The organism is Mycolicibacterium sp. lyk4-40-TYG-92 (genome assembly GCF_030209435.1).
Taxonomy (GTDB): Bacteria; Actinomycetota; Actinomycetes; order Mycobacteriales; family Mycobacteriaceae; genus Mycobacterium.
The window spans coordinates 17864-37170 of the sequence record NZ_JARVRX010000018.1 but is presented as its reverse complement, the minus strand read 5'-3'; the positions used below and the strand labels follow the sequence as shown (position 1 = coordinate 37170).

Here is a 19307-nt window from a genome sequence, read left to right as displayed (position 1 = left end):
CGGCACATTATGTACGGCACCGGTCGGCGGACGGCTCAGATCGGTCCCGGCGCGGTCACCGGTCCTGCGCCCGGCAGGTGAAGCTGAGGCGGAACTTGCCGATCTGGATTTCGTCACCACTGGTCAGCGGGAGCGACTGGACCTGGGTCCCGTTCACGTAGGTGCCGTTGAGGCTGCCGGCGTCGATGATCCAGTATTCGTCGTCGAGCCAACGGATGTCGGCATGGTGCCGGCTGACGGTGACGTCGTCGAGAAACACGACACTGTCGGGATGCCGGCCGGCGGCGACGACGCCATCGGCCAGCAGGAACTGGCCGCCGGGTCCGGGGCCGCGGGTGATCGCCAGGACACCCGAGCCCGGGCGGACCTCGGATGACTGCCGGCGGGGGGCATGGTCGTCAGCGCGTTCGTCGATCACGCGGTGGATGACGGTCGCGTCGACGGCAGCATCGTCGCTGGGGCGCGCGTGGTCGGTCAGGCTCATATCGGGTTTCCTTTGCCTAGATGGGTTTTCGAAGCGCTACCGGGGGCGGTGTGGCTGCGGGCGTGGGCGACGGCGTCATCCAGGTTCTCGACGAGATGCTTCTCATGGCGCAGGGCGTCGATGATGCCGACACCGGCGAGGAGGTCCCGATGCTCGGGCCGGATGCCTTTGATGATCACGGTGATGCCCCGCGCCTCGAGGTCTTCGACGATCTGCGTCAGGGTGTGCGCGCCGGTGGCGTCGAGCATGCCGAGCTGCGACAGCCTGATGATGACGACCGACGTCTCGGGGTGGTTGCCGTCGGTGATCGTGGTGGAAATCCGTTCGGCCGCACCGAAGAACATCGCCCCGTCGAGCCGCAGCAGCGCGATGCGCTCGTCGCCGGCCACATAGGGTCCCGGCAGGTCCTCGCGCGTGACGCTGCTGCGCCGAGCCAGCGCACGCAGCGCGAACAACGCCGTGGCCGCGATGCCGATCTCGACGGCCTGGATCAGGTCGAAACAGACTGTGACAGTTGCGGTCAACAGAAACGTCACCGCGTCCGAACGCGTCGACCGCAGAACCCGCGTGACGGTGTGCGGCGAGATCATCCGGAACGCCGTCACCATCAACACCGCCGAGAGCGCCGCCAGCGGGATGGTCCCGACCAGTCCGCTGATCAGATACACGACTGCCAGCAGCACCACCGAATGCACGATGGCCGCGACACGCGTCCGGGCGCCCGATCGCACATTGACCGCGGTGCGGGCGATGGCCCCGGTGGCCGGCATGCCGCCGAACACCCCGGAGGCAACCGACGCCAGCCCCTGGCCCACCAGTTCGCGGTTCGGGTCGTAGGGACCGGTCGGGGACATCGTCGCCGCGACCCGCGCCGACAACAGCGACTCAATGGCGGCCAGTGCGGCGATCGCCAGTGCCGCGCCGAACAGCGAGTGCAGTACCGCCAGGTCGGCATGCGGCCAGATGGGCGCGGGCAGCCGCGACGGCAGCGCCCCAATCCGGGTTGCGGACAAGCCGGTACCCGACACCAGGGCAGTCGCCGCAACAACGGCCACCAGCGACGCCGGCACCGCGGGGTGCAACCTGGGCAGCGCGATCATCAGGACCGCCACCAGGACAGTGACGACAAGGGCCGGCCGGGCCGCACCCATGTCGATGTGCGAGACCACGACGCCGGCGGCCGCCAGCGGCGACCGCCCGGCGGGTGCCGCCTGCCCGAATGCCGCCGGGACCTGCTGCAGGAAAATGATGACGGCGATGCCGAGGGTGAATCCTTCGATCACCGGCCACGGAATGAAGGTCACCGCGCGCCCCAGGCCGGTGATGCCGGCCACCACGACGATGACGCCGGCCAGGATGGTCACTGCGGCGACGCTGCCGAGTCCGTACTGGGCCACGATCGGGGCCAGGACCACCGTCATCGCCCCGGTCGGCCCCGACACCTGAACATGGGATCCGCCGAACACGGCGGCCACCAGCCCCGCCACGATCGCGGTGACCAAACCGGCCGCCGCACCGACACCCGAGCTGATACCGAAGGCCAGCGCGAGCGGCAACGCGACGACCCCGACCGTCACCCCGGCGAGGACATCACGCCGCCACGACCTCCCCAGGCCGGCATAGTCCGCGCGGGACGGCAGCAGCCGGGTGATGCGCGGGCCGGCGGCTGTGGTCATCGGTTGGTGCCGATCGGCGGCAGTGAGCCGACGGCATCGAGCTGATCACGTTGGGCGGCAAGGGTATCGGCGAGGAAGGTCCGTGCGATGAGCAGCAGTTCGGCGATCTTCGGATGCGCCAGCGTGTAGTACACGGCGTTGCCGGCCCGATACCCGCTCACCACGTGATGACGCTTGAGCACCGCCAGGTGCTGAGAAAGCAGCGTCGGTTCGATATCGCTGGCCGCGAGGATGTCACTCACCGGCGTCGGCCCGTCAGAGGTCGACAGGATTTCCAGCACCCGGATACGCGCCGGATGCGCCAGGGCCTTGAAGAGGTTCGCCTTGATCTCGTACAGCGGCCGTTCGGGACCATCGAGCACGCTGTCGACCACGTGTCACACCTTTAGTTGATGGATTGAAGAAATTATCAATCCACTATAGCGCGTCGGGCCCCATCCGACCGATCGCCGAGATCAGCTCCCCCAGACAACCCACAGGCTCGCGCAGCGAAATGTTGTGGGCTGGGTAACATTCGCGGCATGACCGTAGCCGACAACACGATCGACCTGGGAGATCAAGCCTCCTTCACCGGCTTACGGGCATTGGGCCGCGGCCCGCTCATCCAATACACCTGGATCTACGACCACCCCGTCGACCTGGATGGCCTGCGCCGCCTGCACCGCAATCTGGGCAGCGGCGGCCTGCTGGGCCGCCGGATCGAACGCTCGCCGCTGCCGTTCGGCCGCCACCGGTGGGTCCGCTCCACCGGGCCGGCGGACCTCGACGTCTCTCCCGGGACACGGCCGGTCGCCGAGGTGAACGACTGGGTCAACGAGCGTGGTTACATCCCGGTCGACCCGGAACACGGCCCGCCGTGGCACCTCGGCGTGCAGCAGCTCGAAGGCGGCGGCGCGGCGGTGTCGCTCGTGGTGTCGCACACCGTCGGTGACGGCCTGGCCATCGCCGAGGCCGTCGCCGACGCGGTCAACGGGTCGCCGCGCGATCTCGGTTACCCGATCGCCGGTGCCCGCACCCGGCGCGATGCGCTGCGCGAAGACCTCCGCCAGACGGTGCGCTCGGTGCCCAGCTGGTTCAAGGCCGTCGTCGGGGCCGCCAAGATCGCCCGCGATCAGAAGGGCGACCTCGCGGCGTCGGCCAAATCGGTGAGCGCGCCGGTGTCCAGCGGGATCACCACGCCGGTGACGCTGCCGTTCGTCACGGTCCACGTCGAGATCGAGGAGTGGTACCAGCGCGCGAAAGCCCTTGGCGGCACGAGCAACGTCCTGTTCGCTGCGCTGGCTGCCCGGGTAGGCCAGGTGGTGGGACGGTTGGGCGAGGACGGCAAGGCCATGCTGTCGTTCCCCGTCAACATCCGCACCGAAGGCGACACCCGGGGCAATGCGCTCAGCACCATCACCGTGATGGCCGACCCGGAGAAAGTCAGCACCGACCTGTCCGAGCTGCGGGGCGACATCAAACGTGAACTCGCCGGTGTCGACGAGTGGACCCGGATGATGCTCACGCCGCTGCCGCTCACACCCCTGGTGCCGAAGTTCGCGGTGCGGCGCCTGGAGAAGATGGTGCTCAAGGTCGGCAAGCCCATCGGCTGCTCGAACCTCGGCCTGTTCCCGCCCGCCTTCAACCGGCCCGACGGCACCGACGCCGACAACTTCCACGCCCGCCTGGTCGAGCCGGGACTGACGCCGGTGGACCTCGAACGCCTGAACGGCCATCTGTTCCTGGTGTTGTGCCAGACCCCGACGTCGATCATCGTGACGGTCACCGCATGGGAACCGGGCGAATCGAACACCAAAGCGGCGCTGGCAGATTCCACCCGTCAGGCGCTGGACGAACTGGGTCTCACCGGAACCGTCGACTGAGTTACCGGGTAGTACCATCGGTTTCGTGGACAGCGCGGCGAGCAATCAGGGCAGCTCCGTCGAGGACGCCTCGACCCCGAGCCGAATCCTGGTGGCCACGGCGGAAGTGCTTGCCCGTCAGGGCCAAACCAAGCTCAGCCTGTCCGAGGTGGCGACGCAGGCCGGGGTCTCCCGCCCCACCCTGTACCGCTGGTTCGCGTCCAAGGATGAGTTGCTCGAATCGTTCGGGCGGTACGAACGCGACTTGTTCGTCGACGGCATGACCGCGGCCACAGAAGGACTGCGGGGCAACGAAAAGCTGGACGCCGCACTGCAATTCATCGTGCAGTACCAGAAGACCTATTCCGGCGTGCGCGTCATCGACATCGAGCCCGAGGCGGTGCTTGCGCAGCTGCCCAACGTCGTCCCGATCATGCGGAGCCGGTTGCAGAAACTGCTGTCGGGACCGAACGCCGAAGTGAAGGCCGCGACGGCCATCCGCATCGCGGTGTCGCACTACCTCGTCCCGAGCGACGACACCGAGCAGTTGCTGGCACAGCTGCGGCACGCGGTCGGCCTGCGCTAGCCGACTAGCCCTCGGCTGCCAATTGCCCACACGCAGCAGCGATTTCGCGGCCGCGGGTGTCTCGCACCGTGCAGGACACGCCGGCAGCCTGTACCCGGCGCACGAACTCGCGCTCGACGGGCTTGGGGCTCGCGTCCCACTCGCTGCCCGGCGTCGGGTTCAAGGGAATCAAGTTCACGTGCACCAGCGGACCGAGCGCGCGGTGCAACTTCTTGCCCAAAAGGTCTGCCCGCCAAGGCTGGTCGTTGACGTCGCGGATCAGCGCGTACTCCACCGACACCCGGCGACCGGTGACGTCGGCGTAATACCGTGCGGCCTCGAGTACTTCGGAGACCTTCCACCGGTTGTTGACCGGAACCAGGGTGTCGCGCAGCTCATCGTCGGGGGTGTGCAGTGATACCGCCAGCGTCACGCCAAGCTTCTCGTCGGCGAGTTTGCGGATCGCCGGCGCCAGACCGACGGTCGAGACCGTCACCGAACGGGCGCTGATACCGAAGCCGTCCGGCGGTGCCGCGGTGATCCGGCGCACCGCCGCCACCACCCGGTTGTAGTTGGCCAGCGGCTCCCCCATGCCCATGAAGACGATGTTGGACAGGCGGCCACCGCCGACGGTGCCGGCAATTCCACCGAAGTGTTCGTTTCGTAATGCCGCCGACGCCGCGCGTACCTGCTCGAGGATTTCGGCGGTCGACAGGTTCCGCTTCAACCCGCCCTGGCCGGTGGCACAGAACGGGCACGCCATGCCGCAGCCGGCCTGCGACGAGATGCAGACGGTGTTGCGCTGCGGATAGCGCATCAGCACCGACTCGAACGTCGTGCCGTCGACCGCGCGCCACAGCGTCTTGCGGGTTTCCCCCGCGTCGCACTGAATCTGCTTCGCCGGTGAGATCAACTCCGGGAACAACGCGTCCGCGACCTGCGCGCGCACCGAGGCGGGCAGATCGGTCATCTCGTGCGGATCGGCGATCAGCCGGCCGTAGTACTGGTTGGCCAGCTGCTTGGCCCGGAATTTCGGCAATCCCAGCCCGGTGACGGCCTCGACCCGGCCGTCGGCGTCGAGGTCGGCCAAGTGCCGCGGCGGCATGCCGCGGCGCGGTGCATCGAACACCAGAGGAAGGGAAACGGCCATAACGGGGTCCAGTATCGCATCGACCGGACGCCGTGGACGAAATCACAGCCGAAAATCATTGGACCCCAGCCCGACAAAGACGGACCATGGCCCCATGCCACCCCGTCCCGCGTCGCTCCTGGCCTTCGTCTACGCGTTGGGTTATCCCATTGGCGCCCTTGCCGTTTCGGCCCTCGCACCCATGGCGACGCTGGTGTTCCGGTTCGGCCTGGCGGCCGCGATCCTGACCAGCTGGGCCCTGGTGGCTCGTGTGAAATGGCCCACTGGCGGCCGGCTGGTGCACGTCGTGATCAGCGGCCTGCTGACGCAGGCCGTGCAGTTCATCTGCCTGTACCTGGCGCTGATGCACGGCGCCCCCGCGGTGCTGGGCGCCGTCGTCATCTCGATGAACCCGGTCGCCACCGCGCTGTTGGCCGCCGTCTTCCTGGGCGAGCGACTGACCGCGATGCGCGTCGTCGCCCTGATCCTGGGTGCGCTGGCGGTGCTGGCCGCGTGCGCCCAGCGGCTGCTGATGGTCGGCGGCGTCGACGCCGTGATCGTGTTGCTGGTCGTCTCGCTGCTGGCCCTGGCCTCGGGCGGCGTCTACCAGCAGCGGTTCTGCCGCGGCGTGGATTTCCGTGCCACCGCGGCGCTGCAGAACGCCGCGTCATTGGTGCCGGTGGCGATCATGGCAGCGTTCATGCCGTGGACGGTGACCAACCTGCACACCGCAGTCCTGGCGGTCGGGGCCGTGGTGCTGCTCAACGCGACGTTGTGCATGACGATGTACGTGCGGGCGATCGATCGCTACGGCGCCGCCGCGGTGGCCATGCTGTTCGCGGTCATCCCCGCGATCGCCGGTGTGCTGTCGTGGCTGCTTCTGGGCCAGCGACCGGACCTCGGCGTGGTGGTCGGCCTGGTCCTCGGCGCGCTGGCCTGCTGGCTCAACTCGCGAGCCGTGGCGCGGACCGTCAGGACGCCAGTAGCTCCAGGACCAGCCACGCTGCCACCCCGGACGGCAGAATCGAGTCGATCCGGTCCATCAGACCGCCGTGACCAGGCAGCAGAGTGCCCATGTCCTTGATGCCGAGGTCCCGCTTGACCTGCGATTCCACCAGGTCGCCCAGGGTGCCGGTGATGACGAGCATGATGCCGAGTGGCACGCCCACCCACAGCGGCCGGCCGGCCAGGTAGTGCACCGACAGCACCGAGACGGCGATGCTGAACAGCAGCGACCCGCTGAAGCCCTCCCAGGACTTCTTCGGGCTGATCGCCGGCACCATCGGGTGCTTGCCGAACAGCACGCCGGCGGTGTAGCCGCCGATGTCGGAGGCCACGACACCCAGCATCATGCAGAACACCTGCATGGCGCCTTCGTGGTAACTGCCGTGGTGCGGGTAGATCAGCAGCGCCGTGAAGGCGCCGAACAGCGGCACCCAGGCGGCCAGGAAGATCGTCACCGAGACGTCGCGGGTGTAGTTGACCGGCGCGGCCTTGAGCCCGCCGGACAGCAATCGCCAGATCAGGCACAGCGCCACCGTCGCGCCGAACGCGCCGAGGGCACCGGCCTCCCGATAGGGCCACGTCAGCCATATGGTGGCCTGCCCGCCGATCAGCAGCGGGATGACCGGGACGGCGTAGCCGCCTTCCCGCAGCCGGCGCACCACCTCGTGCGTGGCCAGCGCGATCGCCAGCGCCACGAGCGCCACCCATAGCTGCGGGGCCCACAACAACGTCGCGATGACGGTGCCGCCGAGGACCACGCCGACGGAGATGGCCGCGGGTAGGTTGCGGCCCGCGCGCGATGTCTTCTTGGGCTCCCCGGTCGGGGCGGTGTCGGTGGTCACGAAAGTCACTGCTGGGAGGTGCTAGACCTCCAGCAGCTCGCCTTCCTTGTGCTTGACGAGATCGTCGATCTGGGCCGTGTAAGTGGCGGTGGTCTTGTCCAGATCCTTCTCGGCGCGCGCGACCTCGTCCTCGCCGGCCTCGCCGTCCTTCTTGATCCGCGACAGCTCGTCCATCGCCTTGCGCCGGATGTTGCGCACCGACACCTTGGCGTCCTCGCCCTTGCCCTTGGCCTGCTTGACCAGTTCCTTGCGGCGTTCCTCGGTCAGCTGCGGGATGGAGATGCGGATGACGCTGCCGTCGTTGCTCGGGTTGACGCCGAGGTCCGAGTTCCGGATGGAGTCCTCGATGGCCTTGAGCTGGCCCGCCTCGTAGGGCTTGATGACGACCAGGCGCGCCTCCGGCACGTTGATGCTCGCCAGCTGGGTGATGGGCGTCATCGAGCCGTAGTACTCGATGTTGATCCGGTTGAACATGCCCGGGTTGGCCCGTCCGGTGCGGATCGACCCGAGGTCGTCGCGGGCCACCGCGACGGCCTTGTCCATCTTCTCTTCGGCATCGAAGAGGGTTTCCTCGATCACTTCATTTCTCCCGTCAGTCCCGCTCGCCCCGCCCCAGCTCTAGCTGGAGACCAGCGTTCCGATCTTCTCACCCGCGACGGCGCGCGCGATATTGCCTTCGGTCAGCAAATTGAAGACCAGCATCGGCATGCCATTGTCCATGCACAGGCTGAACGCGGTGGCATCGGCGACCTTCAAGTCGCGTTCCAACACCTCGCGATGGGTGATGGCGGTGATCATCTGGGCGTCGGGCACCTCACGCGGGTCCGCGGTGAACACGCCGTCGACGGCCTTGGCCATCAGGACCACCTCGGCGCCGATCTCCAGCGCGCGCTGCGCGGCGGTGGTATCGGTGGAGAAGTACGGCAGGCCCATGCCGGCGCCGAAGATGACCACGCGGCCCTTCTCCAGGTGCCGGCGCGCCCGCAGCGGGATGTACGGCTCGGCGACCTGTCCCATGGTGATGGCGGTCTGCACGCGGGTGTCGATGCCTTCTTTCTGCAGGAAGTCCTGCAGCGCAAGGCTGTTCATCACAGTGCCGAGCATGCCCATGTAGTCACTGCGGGTCCGCTCCATGCCGCGCTGCTGGAGCTGCGCGCCGCGGAAGAAGTTGCCGCCACCGATGACGACCGCGACCTGAGCACCGGCGCGCACCACCTCGGCGATCTGCCGGGCGACCAGAGCGACGACGTCGGGGTCCAGACCCACCGCACCGCCGCCGAACATCTCACCACCGAGCTTGAGCAGCACCCGCTTGTATGCCGGCCGGATCAAACCCTGACCACCGCTGTCTGCCTCGTTGTCTGGGCTGGCCATCAGACTCCTTCGGTCCCCACACGTCACAGCTGCCCCGGCGATCGGCAGCGGCTCCATCCTGCCTCATGGCGATCGAGCCGGAGGCAAGGAGGGTGGAACCCCGTGGAAGCCGGTTACCCGGCGGACTACCCCAGGTGCGCCTGCAACAACCACGCGCGAACCGACTTGAGTCCGCTGGGCTCGTCCCTGACGTCGACGTCCGCGAATCCCGTACCGGGCGCTCCGGCGGCCCCGAAGCCCGCGGGCATGTTGCCGTGGATGCGGGCCGGGGAGATGTCGTCGATCACCCAGTACCTGCCGACGACGTCCCGGAGCTCATCCTCGGTCACCGGGTTTGCCGGACCGGCAGGCATGCCGCCGCGGTCGAAGACGAGAACGATGTAGGTGGCGCCGGGCGCGGCGGCCCGCACGATCGAGCGCTGGTAGCCGTCCCGGAGTTCGACGGGCATGGAGTGGAAGAGCGTGCTGTCGATGATGGTGCCGAAGCGGCCGTCGTATCCGGTGAAGTCGCTGATGTCGGCGACCTCGAAACTGGCGTTGTGCGCGCCGCGCCGGGCGGCCTCGGCCCGGGCCAGCTCGATGGCGGTGGCCGACTGGTCCAGACCCACGGTGGTGAAGCCGTGCTCGGCCAGGTAGATCGCGGTGGCGGCCTCGCCGCAACCGGCATCGAGGACCTCGCCGTGCACTTTGCCGGCGTCGATCAGCGCGGCGATCTCGGGCTGCGGCCGTCCGATGCTCCACGGCGGCCGGGCACCCATCTCGGGAGCCTCGCCGCGGTACGCGCTTTCGAACATCTCATCAGTGGGTCTGGTCATACCTCCGGTCTATCAACGAGGTTGATATATGTCAATATAATTGACATGTTCGAAGGTGAAGACGCTCCCCTGGGCTATCTGCTCAACCGGGTCGCCACTGCTCTGCGCGCCGAGATCACCGCCAATGTTCTTGATCCACTGAGCCTGACGTTCCCGCAGTTCGTCTGCCTGCGAATGGTCGACAACCGCCCCGGCATGTCCAACGCCGAGATGGCGCGGTTCGTCGGGGTATCGCCCCAGGCGATGAACATCGTGGTGCGCGCGCTGCAGGACCGCGAGCTCATCACCCGGCCGTCGACGGTCGCGGCCGGGCGGTCCCGGCCCACCGAACTGACCCGGTCCGGCCGCACCCTGCTGAGCAAGACGGTCGCCGGAATCCGCGCCGCCGAGGACGCCCTGCTGGCCGACCTGAGCCCCGCCCAGCGCCGACAGTTCCGCGAGACGCTGACGAACCTGGTGCCGCCCGAATAGCGGTCAGAGAATCGCGGCAGCGACGATCAGGCCGAACGCCAGGTACGAGGCCGCGACGTCGAGCACGACCGGCGAGAACTTCTCCTCGTGGAGCATCTCGCCGATGTCCAGGCCCTTGACGGCGCCGATGAGGCGCACCGAAAGCGCCTGTGCGGCAATGCCGACCAGGCCGAAGACCAGCGTCTTGATCAGACCTGCCGCCAGGTCACCCGAAGCGCTGTAGATGGCGAGCACCACGATGAAGGCCATGGACACCACACCGGAGGCGGCCACCGCCGCGGCGTTGGGCCGGCCCGAACGGACCAGTTCGCGCAGTGGTCCCGGCGTCGTCCAGTCGATCACGAAGAAGCCGAGGATCATCAGCGCGCCGCCGACGATGGCGTACAGCGCAATGGCCGACGCGCCGTGCCCGACGATGGACCAGTAGTCGTTACCGAGAGCGGTGAGGGTCATGAAGTTCGTTTCCTTCCGGTCACTGCGGGATGCGATGGGGCACAAAGGCTGCGCCGTTGTCGGTGACCAGACCCGAGGTCTCGCGGATTCCGAGTCCGGCCGATTCGTCGCCGACGATCCAGGCACCCAGCGCGGGACGCATGTCGTCGAATTGCGGTAGCGGGTCGAGCAACTGGTAGACGTAACCCTCTTCGCCGTATACGCCGCCGGTCTGCGTCTCGAACCCCGCACCGACGATCGTCACATTCGCCCCCTCACGGCCGAGCTTCGGCTTACGGACGTATTCGGTGAGCTCGTGCGGATCGTCGATGTATGCCGGAAGCAGGTTCGGGTGCCCCGGGTACATCTCCCACAGCACCGCCAGGATGGCCTTGTTGCTCAGCAGCGATTTCCACAGCGGCTCGATCCACATGGTCTCCGGCAGGGATTCGGCTGCGTACTTGCCGAACTCGTCGTCCAGCACCCATTCCCACGGGTAGAGCTTGAACAGCGTCGAGATCGGGGCGTCTTCGAGATCGACGAACCGATTCAGGTCCCGGTCCCAGCCCAGTTGCTCGATGGCCAGGCCCACGGTGTGCAGTCCGGCCTCGGCGGCGCACTCCTGCAGGTAGGCCAGCGTGACGTTGTCCTCGCCGCTGGTGTCCGCCGACGACCACGTGAAGTGGGTTTCGTTGCCCGGCAACCGATCCCGGATTTCCTTCCACCGTTCCACCAGCTTCTCGTGCAGCGAGTTCCACTGGTCGTCGGCAGGAAAGACGTCGGTCTTCCAGTACCACTGCAGGATCGCGGCTTCCAGCAGTGACGTCGGGGTGTCGGCGTTGTACTCCAGCAGCACCGGGGGCCGGCGGCCGTCGTAGCGCAGGTCGAAACGGCCGTAGAGGTGCGGATCGCTACGGCGCCAAGACTTTTCGATGTGCGGCCAGCTCCACTCCGGGAGCCCGAAGTCCCGGTAGCGCTCGGTCAGCACGATGTTCTCGACGGCTTCCAGGCACATCGAGTGGAGCACCTCGACCGACGCCTCGATCGAGAGCACCTCGTCCATGTCGAACACGTAATGCACCGACTCGTCCCAATATGGGCGGTCATTGCCGTGCGCATCGGTGGCAGGGGTGTCGAAGCACATGCCCTGACTGGCAACGATCTGTTGCCACCCCGGCCGCGGGGCGTGACGTTCGCGCCGCATCAGCTTCCGGAGCTTCCGTGGCTCGACGAACCGAAGCCGCCGCGCGACACCGACGACCCCGACTTGGAGATCGAGGTGCCGGATTTCGTTGTCGCCGTAGTGCCTTTCGGCAGAGTCAGGGTGCCACCGTGCGCGATGCTGCCGACACCGGAGTTGGAGCCGCCGTAGTAGTAGCGGTACGGCGATCCCATGTACAGGAACGTGCTGCCGCCGCCGTAATTGGTGCCGCTGCTGCAGTAACTGTCCGGTACCACTTCGTTGGAGCCGTCCTTGACGCAGGAAGCGCTGATCTGATCGTCGCGGTGGAAGATCGCATAGCCGGCGGCGACGACGGCGACCACACCGACGCCGACCGCCGAGCCGATGAGCACCTTCTTGCCGGTGGCCGCGCGCTTGCGGGCCTTCTCGGCCTTCACGCGCTCGATCTCTTCTTCGGCTTCGCGCGCCTTCTGCGCCTTGTCCCGGGCCCGCGCCTCACCGAGGGTCGGCTGCCGCGGCTTGGCCGTGGCCGGGTCCTGCCAGCGGACGGAACCCTGCGGCTCTTCCGGTGGCGGACTCGGCTGGAACTGCTGAGATTCCGGGGTGGGATTGGGCGCGGGGGTCGCCGGCGGCACCGGCGGCGGGCTCGGCTCGGACCCGGGCGCAGGCTCCGGCCCGCTACCCTGCGCGGCCTTCTTCCACGGCTGCCTTTCAGCCCCGTTCTCGGGCCCGACAGTCATGCACACCCCCAATTGACGCAACCTGTGAGACAGCATAAGGCTGGCTGCCTGACAAAGCGGCCGTTGCCGCTGCTTCCGCGGTGCAGAAGTTCGACTGGCCGCAGCCCTCCGGGCAGCGTCAACGCGCCGCGAGCGACGGCCAGCCGATCTCCCGCTCGAGTTCGAAGGCCAGCTCCAGCAGCGTCGCCTCCTGCCCCGCCGCCGCGCCGAACATCATGCCGACGGGCAGTCCGGCGGCGGACTGGGCCAGCGGCAGCGAAACCGCCGGTGCTCCACTGGCGTTCTGCAGAGGTGTGAAGCCGACCCAGTCGATCAGCCGCGACATGACCTGGTCGTAGTCGGCGGTCGGGTCCAGGTGCCCGATCGGCGGGGTGACCTCGCTGAGGGTCGGGGTGAGCACCACGTCGTAGTCGCGGGCCAGGCGTGCCGGAATGCGCCGCGACGCGGCCAACCGGGCGATGGCGCCAGGCACTCGGTGCAGATTGCGGGCCGCCTTCGCTTCCAGCCCCAGCGTCAGGTTGTCCAACTTGGCGCGATCGAAGCTGGGCCCGAAGGTGCGCTTACCGGAACGCACCAGCGCGAAGGCCAGGAAGGACCAGTAGAGCAGGAAGTCGTCGCGGAACCGCTCCGGTGCCGGGTTGCCGATCTCGGTGACGCGATGGCCGAGCTCCTCGAGCCGGGCCGCGGTCTGCATGGTCAGCTCCCGGATTTCCGGGCTCGCGTCCCGCCCGATCGAGCTGGTACACACCGCGATGCGCAGCCGGCGCCGTCCGGGCGCGGTGACGTCGCCGATCGTCGGCAGTTTCGGGTTGCGGTAGACGCGCTCGGCTTCGCGGTAGAACGCCGCGGTGTCCCGGACACTGCGGGTGAGGACGCCGTTGGCGACGATCTGCAGCGGCATCCGGGTCTCGCGGTCCAGCGGCAACCGGCCGCGGGTGGGCTTGAGGCCGACCAATCCGTTGCAGGAGGCCGGGATTCGGATGGAACCGCCACCGTCGTTCGCGTGTGCGATGGGTACCACGCCGGCCGCGACGAAGGCGCCCGACCCGGACGACGACGCCCCCGCGGTCACCATGGTGTCCCACGGGTTGCGCACCGGGCCCAGCCGCGGATGCTCGGCAGCGGCGCTGAAACCGAACTCCGACAGCTGCGTCTTGCCGAGCGCCACCAGCCCCGTCGACAGGTACAGCCGCGCCCACTCCCCGTCGGCCGACACCGGCCTGGGCACCCAGGCATCGGCGCCCTGCATGGTCGGCCAGCCGCCGACCGCGACGTTGTCCTTGATGAACGTCGGCACCCCGTCGAAGAATCCGCCGAACGGTCTTGGCGCCCTCGCTTTTTCGAGCGCCTGGTCGAAGGCCTCGTACGCCATGCCGTTCAGTTCGGGCTGCGCCTTCTCGGTACGGGCGATCGCCGCCTGCACCGCCTCGGCCGCCGACACCTCGCCACGGCGGATCGCGTCGGCGACACCGACCGCGTCCAGGTCGCCGAGGGCGTCGTCACCGAAAGTGCTGATGCGTGTCATGGCACCCACGGTACCAAGCAGTACCGCCAGCTCGCCTTACCCCCAGATTTCGCATTGTGAGCCCGGACACCGACTTCAGGCGCGCGCGAATGCGCAGTGTAAACAGGTAGTTTCCCGGCCGTAACGTTCCATTTGGACTACTGCCATATGGAAGTAACTGGTGCTAATTTCCGTTCGACCCGGCTGCTGCAGGTCGCACCGGTCCGGTCATCGGCGCCCGCATCCGACCTGCCTGCCTTCCTGATGCATTGCATCACTGGCGATTACGACGGATTCGACAGGAAACGCGTACATGACTACCGAGCAATCACTAGAGGAAGTGCACGGCCAACCGCTGGCCGCGGCACGCGTCGGCCCGTGGTCCCGTTTTGTCACCTGGGCCAACCAGGACACCATCGAGGACTTCTCACTTCGCTACGCGCCCAAGTCTTTTCGCAAATGGTCACCGATGGCATGCGCCGTGGCCGCGTTGGGTGGAATCGCATACCTCGCCGACTACTCGATCGGCGCCTCGATCGCCGTCACCCACGGCGCGGCCAACGCGGTCGTCGCCATCCTCGTCGCCGCGGTCACCATCTTTCTCACCGGCATCCCGATCGCCTACTACGCCGCCAAGTACAACATCGACATGGATCTGCTCACTCGCGGAGCGGGTTTCGGATACTTCGGCTCGACCCTGACCAGCCTGATCTACGCCAGCTTCTGTTTCATCTTCTTCGCGCTCGAAGGCGCCATCATGGCGCAGGCGATGAAATTGGCATTCGGTCTTCCGCTGGCACTGGGCTACATCATCGGCTCGCTGATCATCATTCCGCTCGTGCTCTACGGCATGACGGCGCTGGCCAAATTCCAGGTCTGGACCCAGCCGTTGTGGCTGATCCTGTTCGTCGCGCCGATCGCGTTCATCGCGACCGCGGATCCCGCGGGCTTCCACGGTTTCCTGAGCTGGGCGGGCAACGGTGGCAGCGAACAGGTGACGGCCATCGGGGTCGGTGCGGGTGCGGGCGTGGCACTGTCACTCATCGCCCAGATCGGTGAACAGGTCGACTATCTGCGCTTCATGCCCGAGAAGTCCGAGACACCGCCACTGCGCTGGTGGGGTGCGGTACTCGCCGCGGGGCCCGGCTGGGTGATCCTCGGTGCGGCCAAACAGATTTGCGGCGCCTTCCTGGCCTTCTACGTCGCGGGCAAGGTCGGATTCGCCGCCGCTACCGAACCCATCGAGCAGTTCCTCGGCGGTTTCGGTTCGGTCATCCACAACGACGTCGCCGCGCTCGCTCTGGCAACGCTGATGGTGTTGCTTTCCCAGGTGAAAATCAATGTGACAAACGCCTATTCGGGATCGTTGTCCTGGTCGAACTTCTTCAGCCGCATCCTGCACGTGCACCCGGGACGCGTGGTGTACCTCGGTCTGCACATCGCCATCGCGCTGGCGCTGATGCTCAGCGACATGTTCGCGGTGCTCAACACCATCCTGGGGTTCTACTCCAACGTCGCGATCGCGTGGGTCGGCGCGATCGTTGCCGACCTGGTGATCAACAAGCCACTGCTGAAGCTCAGTCCGTCCTACGTCGAGTTCAAGCGGGCCTACCTCTACAGCATCAATCCGGTCGGATTCGTCTCGATGCTGGTGGGTTCGGTGTTCTCGATCCTGGCCTTCTATCACGCTTTCGGTGATTTTCTCGCGGCCTGGTCGCCCTATCTCGCGCTGACGCTGGCGTTCGTCCTCTCCCCGGTGATCTGTATCGCGACCAAGGGCAAGTACTACCTGGCCCGCCGCAATCCGATTCGTGAGGAGATCGAGAAGGAGCCGCTGTGGGCAGGCCAGACGCTGCTCGACGTCGTCGACCAGAAGCGGTACGAACTGCCGGACATGGTGCACGACTGCCCCTTTCATCACGGCACCGTGTCCTCGTTGACCTGCACCCTGACGAAGGACTGCCATGACATGTGCAAGAAGGACGGTTACACCGACGCCACCAGCACGGAGCTCCTGAAAACCGCGACGACACCGCAGTCGAGCTGACGAACCGCCGTGGCCTCGTCCAGATCATCGGGCGGGGCCATGGCTGTCGGTCAGGGCGTCAGCTCGGCAATCACATCGAATTCGAGTTGGTCGGCGCTGGCGAGGTACACCGGTTGACGAGTATGAGCACCACGCATGACGACCTCACCGCGCGGCCCCTGATAGGCGACATTGGCACGCGCCCGGTCGATCGCGGCCACCTCCAGGCTGCGGGCCGTCTGCGCCAGCGCAGTGAGCAACAGCAGTCCCTCGTAACAGGATTCACCGATGTTGTTGAGCGCCGGGGCCGCGCTACCGAACCGTTGCTGATAGTGCGAGCCGAATCCCATGTTCACCTCGGTGGGCAGGCTCTCGAAGTAGCCGCAGGCGGTGTACAGGCCGGTGGTCGCCCCACTTCCGCTGGCGCACAACACATCCTCACCGATCATCAACGACAGGCGCACGACACTCTGGTCCAGGCCGGCACGGGCGAACGCGCGATTGAACGCCGCGTTGTCCGCACCCACCATCAACACCAGCACCCCGTCGGCCTCCGAGCTGGCGATGACGTCGAGCATGGGCCGGAAATCTCGTCCGCCCAGCGGCACGAAGGCCTCACCGACGAATTCGAGGCCCGATCGCCACATGTATTCCTTGGTCACCCTGGCGGTCTGCCGCGGCCAGATGTAGTCGTTGCCGACGATGCACCAGCGCTTGAGCCCCAGGTGCTCGCGCAACCACGTCAACGCCGGAAACAGTTGCTGCTCTGGCGTTTCCCCCACCATGTAGACGCCGTCGGTGCTCTCGCCGCCCTCGTAGAACGTGGTGTACACGTAGGGCACCCGCCCGGCCGTCTGCGGCGTGATGACACGCCGGGCATTGGACAGGTGCCAGCCCACCACCGCGTCAATCCGCTGCTGGGCGACCAGGCGGCCCAGCTCGTCCGCCAGATCGCTCAACGGCGCCCCGGCGTCGACCGGATGAATCCGGACCGGCCGGTCCAGTATGCCGCCGGCGGCGTTGATGTCCTCGGCGGCGAGTTCGGCGCTCGCCTCGCAGGAGGGTCCGAACATGCCGGCGGGCCCGCTCAACGGCACCACGAGCGCAATGTCGACCACATCACGGTCGGGGCGCGCGGGAGTCGTCGCAGGTTTCGGGTTCACCATCACCTCACCTTGGGACACCGGCCCAGCCATGCCACACCGGTCGCGACGACCACGACGTCCGCCGCCCGGGTGACCAGAATTCAATTTGAAGATACCTGCCGATCAGCGCTGTTTCACGGCGAGACGACAGGTCCCGCCACGGTAGGCTGGGCGCCACCATGGATATGAAGCCCGGCGCCCGTGCCGACACCATCGAGGAGCTCGCTCGATTGGTGAAGTCGGTCGCGTTCGAACTCGACCGCGTCGTGACCGATCACCTGGCCGGGTTGACGGTGCGCCAATGGCATGTGCTGGCCGCGCTCGAAGGCGGCGCCGGAAAACCGATGACGGCGCTGGCCGAGGTGACGCTGCTGCCCGGGCCGAGTCTGACCCGGCTCGTCGACGGGATGGTCGACGACAATCTGGTGCTGCGCAAGGCCGATGTCGTCGATCGCCGCCGGGTGCTGGTCTACCAGACCCGACGCGGCGGCTCGCTGTACCGCCAGATCCGCGAGCGGCTGGGCAAGTCCGAGCAGCTGGCCGCGCTGTGCACGTCGACGTCACTGCAGCCGGAGGCACTGGCCGAACTGCTGAGCACGCTGCAGCAGCCGGGCTCTCCGGCAGATCTCCACGGCTGACCACGACACCCGCCAAACAGCCAGTCCCCCAAGGAAATCGGGGAACTGGCTGCCGGCTGCGGGATCAGAAACTGGCGTGGGGCGCGCCCATTCCGGGATCGATCTGGTACGGCCCGGATGCCGACGGCGCCACCGGGAAGTCGAAGATCGCCGTCGGGATGTACACCGTCGCACAGGAATTCGGGATGTCCACCACTCCGGAGAGCCGACCTTCGATCGGGGCGGACCCGAGCAGCAGGTAGGCCTGCTCGGGGCTGTAGCCGAACTTCGTCAGGTAGTCGATGGCGTGCAGACATGCGCGCTGGTAGGCCAGATCCGAGTCGAGGTACTTCTGCTCACCGTCGAGTGTCACCGATGTGCCGGAGAAGGCCAGCCACTCCGAGTACTGCGGGTCGGTGTTGCCGGGCATGAATATCGCGTTCTCGTGCACGCCGTAGGTCTCCATGCCGCCCTTGATCAGATCGACGTGCAGGTCCATGAACCCGCCCATCTCGATGGCCCCGCAGAACGTGATCTCGCCGTCGCCCTGCGAGAAGTGCAGGTCGCCGAACGACAGGTTCGCACCGGGGACGAACACCGGATAGAACACCCGGCTGCCCTTGGTGAGGTTCTTGATGTCCTGGTTTCCGCCGTTCTCGCGGGGCGGCGCGGTGCGGGCTGCTTCCGCGGCAGCCTTGGTGAAGGCGTCACCGCTCAATGAACCGAGAATCGCGTCCTGAGGTTCGGGTGGCAAGGCCAGTGGCGGCACGCGGTCGGGATCGGTGGCGATCAACGCGCCCTCGCGGGCATTCCATTTGGCCAGCAGGGCCGCCGACGGCGCGGTACCCATGAGGCCCGGATGCACGATCCCGGTGTACTTCACCCTGGGCACGTGGCGTGAGGTGGCCTTCTGACCGGAGAAGTCCCAGATCGCCTTGTAGGCATCGGGGAACTGGTCGGTGAGGAACCCGCCACCGTTCTGCTTGGCGAAGATGCCGGTGTATCCCCAGCCCTGCCCTGCCAGCGGCCCCGAGTCTTCCTGCGGAATCGGCCCGACATCGAGAATGTCGACGATCAGCAGGTCGCCCGGCTCGGCGCCCTCGATCGCGAACGGCCCCGACAGGCAGTGCACACCCTTGAGCGGGGCATTGAGGATGTCCTCGGCCGAATCGTCGTTGCGGATGGCACCGTCGAACCACTCCCGGCAGTGTGCCCGGAAGCTGTCGCCCGGCTTGACGGTGACGGCCGGCGGGATATCCGGGTGCCAGCGGTTGTGGCCGACCAGCTGTTGGTCGGTGAACTTCTTCGTCGAATCCAGCGGGAACAGCAGTTCGGGCACTTTGACCTCCGTAGCGACACAAAACACTTACTTCCGAATGGAAGTATTCAATATTGGAGGTGTCTCGTCTGCGGATCGGGCAAGTTACATCCGGATGACGTTGCCGGAGAGGGCTTATG

Annotated in this window: 20 protein-coding genes; 6 read left to right on the top strand and 14 right to left on the bottom strand. The window is 67.1% G+C overall.

The genetic code is table 11. From position 1 onward, the window contains the following. Nucleotides 1-55: 55 nt before the first annotated feature. Genes QRN63_RS23665 through QRN63_RS23655 form a run of 3 tightly spaced genes read right to left on the bottom strand, consistent with a single transcriptional unit; the run spans nt 56 to nt 2534 of the window. A complete protein-coding gene (locus QRN63_RS23665; protein ID WP_285033429.1) occupies nt 56-484 on the bottom strand; it encodes an FHA domain-containing protein in 429 nt (142 codons plus the stop codon). Then, a complete protein-coding gene (locus QRN63_RS23660; protein WP_285033428.1) occupies nt 481-2160 on the bottom strand; it encodes a SulP family inorganic anion transporter in 1680 nt (559 codons plus the stop codon). The genes QRN63_RS23665 and QRN63_RS23660 overlap by 4 nt, the downstream gene beginning before the upstream one ends. Next, nucleotides 2157-2534, bottom strand: coding sequence for an ArsR/SmtB family transcription factor (locus QRN63_RS23655; protein ID WP_267316996.1), 378 nt, complete (start codon nt 2532-2534; stop codon nt 2157-2159). The genes QRN63_RS23660 and QRN63_RS23655 overlap by 4 nt, the downstream gene beginning before the upstream one ends. 147 nt (nt 2535-2681) lie before the next feature. On the opposite strand from QRN63_RS23655, the gene QRN63_RS23650 reads away from it, so the two are divergent. Together QRN63_RS23650 and QRN63_RS23645 are read left to right on the top strand one after the other, a co-directional pair. After that, nucleotides 2682-4022, top strand: a complete 1341-nt coding sequence (locus tag QRN63_RS23650; protein WP_267316995.1) for a condensation domain-containing protein — start codon at nt 2682-2684, stop codon at nt 4020-4022. 25 nt (nt 4023-4047) lie between these two features. After that, nucleotides 4048-4587 (top strand): TetR/AcrR family transcriptional regulator, encoded by a 540-nt coding sequence (locus QRN63_RS23645; RefSeq protein WP_267316994.1) that lies wholly within the window; start codon nt 4048-4050, stop codon nt 4585-4587. Nucleotides 4588-4591: 4 nt separating this feature from the next. On the opposite strand, the gene rlmN is transcribed toward QRN63_RS23645, so the two are convergent. Beyond that, nucleotides 4592-5716 carry a dual-specificity RNA methyltransferase RlmN gene (rlmN, locus tag QRN63_RS23640; RefSeq protein WP_285033427.1) on the bottom strand — a complete coding sequence of 375 codons (1125 nt, stop codon included), beginning with the start codon at nt 5714-5716 and terminating at the stop codon, nt 4592-4594. 94 nt (nt 5717-5810) lie between these two features. On the opposite strand from rlmN, the gene QRN63_RS23635 reads away from it, so the two are divergent. Beyond that, on the top strand, nt 5811-6779 hold the full coding sequence (locus QRN63_RS23635) for a DMT family transporter (protein WP_285033426.1): 969 nt from the start codon (nt 5811-5813) through the stop codon (nt 6777-6779). On the opposite strand, the gene QRN63_RS23630 is transcribed toward QRN63_RS23635, so the two are convergent. From QRN63_RS23630 to QRN63_RS23615, 4 genes are all read right to left on the bottom strand, one after another. Then, complete coding sequence (locus tag QRN63_RS23630; protein WP_267316991.1) at nt 6667-7542, bottom strand: phosphatidate cytidylyltransferase; 876 nt, start codon at nt 7540-7542, stop codon at nt 6667-6669. The two genes, QRN63_RS23635 and QRN63_RS23630, sit on opposite strands and share 113 nt — an antisense overlap. Nucleotides 7543-7563: 21 nt before the next feature. Next, nucleotides 7564-8121 carry a ribosome recycling factor gene (gene frr / locus QRN63_RS23625; RefSeq protein WP_267316990.1) on the bottom strand — a complete coding sequence of 186 codons (558 nt, stop codon included), beginning with the start codon at nt 8119-8121 and terminating at the stop codon, nt 7564-7566. Nucleotides 8122-8160: 39 nt separating this feature from the next. After that, a complete protein-coding gene (pyrH, locus tag QRN63_RS23620) occupies nt 8161-8916 on the bottom strand; it encodes a UMP kinase (RefSeq protein ID WP_267316989.1) in 756 nt (251 codons plus the stop codon). Between the two features lie 125 nt (nt 8917-9041). Beyond that, the gene (locus QRN63_RS23615) at nt 9042-9731 is read right to left on the bottom strand and encodes a class I SAM-dependent methyltransferase (RefSeq protein WP_267316988.1); all 690 of its coding nucleotides are present in this window, start codon (nt 9729-9731) and stop codon (nt 9042-9044) included. A 45-nt stretch (nt 9732-9776) separates the two neighbouring features. On the opposite strand from QRN63_RS23615, the gene QRN63_RS23610 reads away from it, so the two are divergent. Continuing rightward, complete coding sequence (locus QRN63_RS23610) at nt 9777-10202, top strand: MarR family winged helix-turn-helix transcriptional regulator (RefSeq protein ID WP_267316987.1); 426 nt, start codon at nt 9777-9779, stop codon at nt 10200-10202. A 3-nt stretch (nt 10203-10205) separates the two neighbouring features. Here the strand turns inward: QRN63_RS23610 and QRN63_RS23605 are convergent, their stop codons facing one another. The 4 genes from QRN63_RS23605 to QRN63_RS23590 form a co-directional block, all read right to left on the bottom strand. After that, a complete protein-coding gene (locus tag QRN63_RS23605; RefSeq protein ID WP_267316986.1) occupies nt 10206-10655 on the bottom strand; it encodes a DUF350 domain-containing protein in 450 nt (149 codons plus the stop codon). Nucleotides 10656-10674: 19 nt separating this feature from the next. Continuing rightward, complete coding sequence (locus QRN63_RS23600) at nt 10675-11838, bottom strand: glutathionylspermidine synthase family protein (protein WP_285033425.1); 1164 nt, start codon at nt 11836-11838, stop codon at nt 10675-10677. Further along, nucleotides 11838-12452, bottom strand: coding sequence for a hypothetical protein (locus QRN63_RS23595; RefSeq protein ID WP_323848881.1), 615 nt, complete (start codon nt 12450-12452; stop codon nt 11838-11840). The genes QRN63_RS23600 and QRN63_RS23595 overlap by 1 nt, the downstream gene beginning before the upstream one ends. A gap of 223 nt (nt 12453-12675) precedes the next feature. Further along, nucleotides 12676-14082, bottom strand: coding sequence for an amidase (locus QRN63_RS23590; RefSeq protein WP_285033423.1), 1407 nt, complete (start codon nt 14080-14082; stop codon nt 12676-12678). Between the two features lie 292 nt (nt 14083-14374). On the opposite strand from QRN63_RS23590, the gene QRN63_RS23585 reads away from it, so the two are divergent. Beyond that, the gene (locus tag QRN63_RS23585) at nt 14375-16108 is read left to right on the top strand and encodes a purine-cytosine permease family protein (RefSeq protein WP_267316982.1); all 1734 of its coding nucleotides are present in this window, start codon (nt 14375-14377) and stop codon (nt 16106-16108) included. Nucleotides 16109-16158: 50 nt separating this feature from the next. Here the strand turns inward: QRN63_RS23585 and QRN63_RS23580 are convergent, their stop codons facing one another. Continuing rightward, nucleotides 16159-17253: a substrate-binding domain-containing protein gene (locus tag QRN63_RS23580; protein ID WP_267316981.1), complete on the bottom strand. Its 1095-nt coding sequence runs from the start codon at nt 17251-17253 to the stop codon at nt 16159-16161. A 158-nt stretch (nt 17254-17411) separates the two neighbouring features. On the opposite strand from QRN63_RS23580, the gene QRN63_RS23575 reads away from it, so the two are divergent. After that, on the top strand, nt 17412-17870 hold the full coding sequence (locus tag QRN63_RS23575; RefSeq protein WP_285033422.1) for a MarR family winged helix-turn-helix transcriptional regulator: 459 nt from the start codon (nt 17412-17414) through the stop codon (nt 17868-17870). Between the two features lie 64 nt (nt 17871-17934). Here QRN63_RS23575 and fmdA read toward each other — a convergent pair whose 3' ends face one another. Then, the gene (fmdA, locus tag QRN63_RS23570; RefSeq protein WP_285033421.1) at nt 17935-19188 is read right to left on the bottom strand and encodes a formamidase; all 1254 of its coding nucleotides are present in this window, start codon (nt 19186-19188) and stop codon (nt 17935-17937) included. Nucleotides 19189-19307 lie beyond the last annotated feature (119 nt).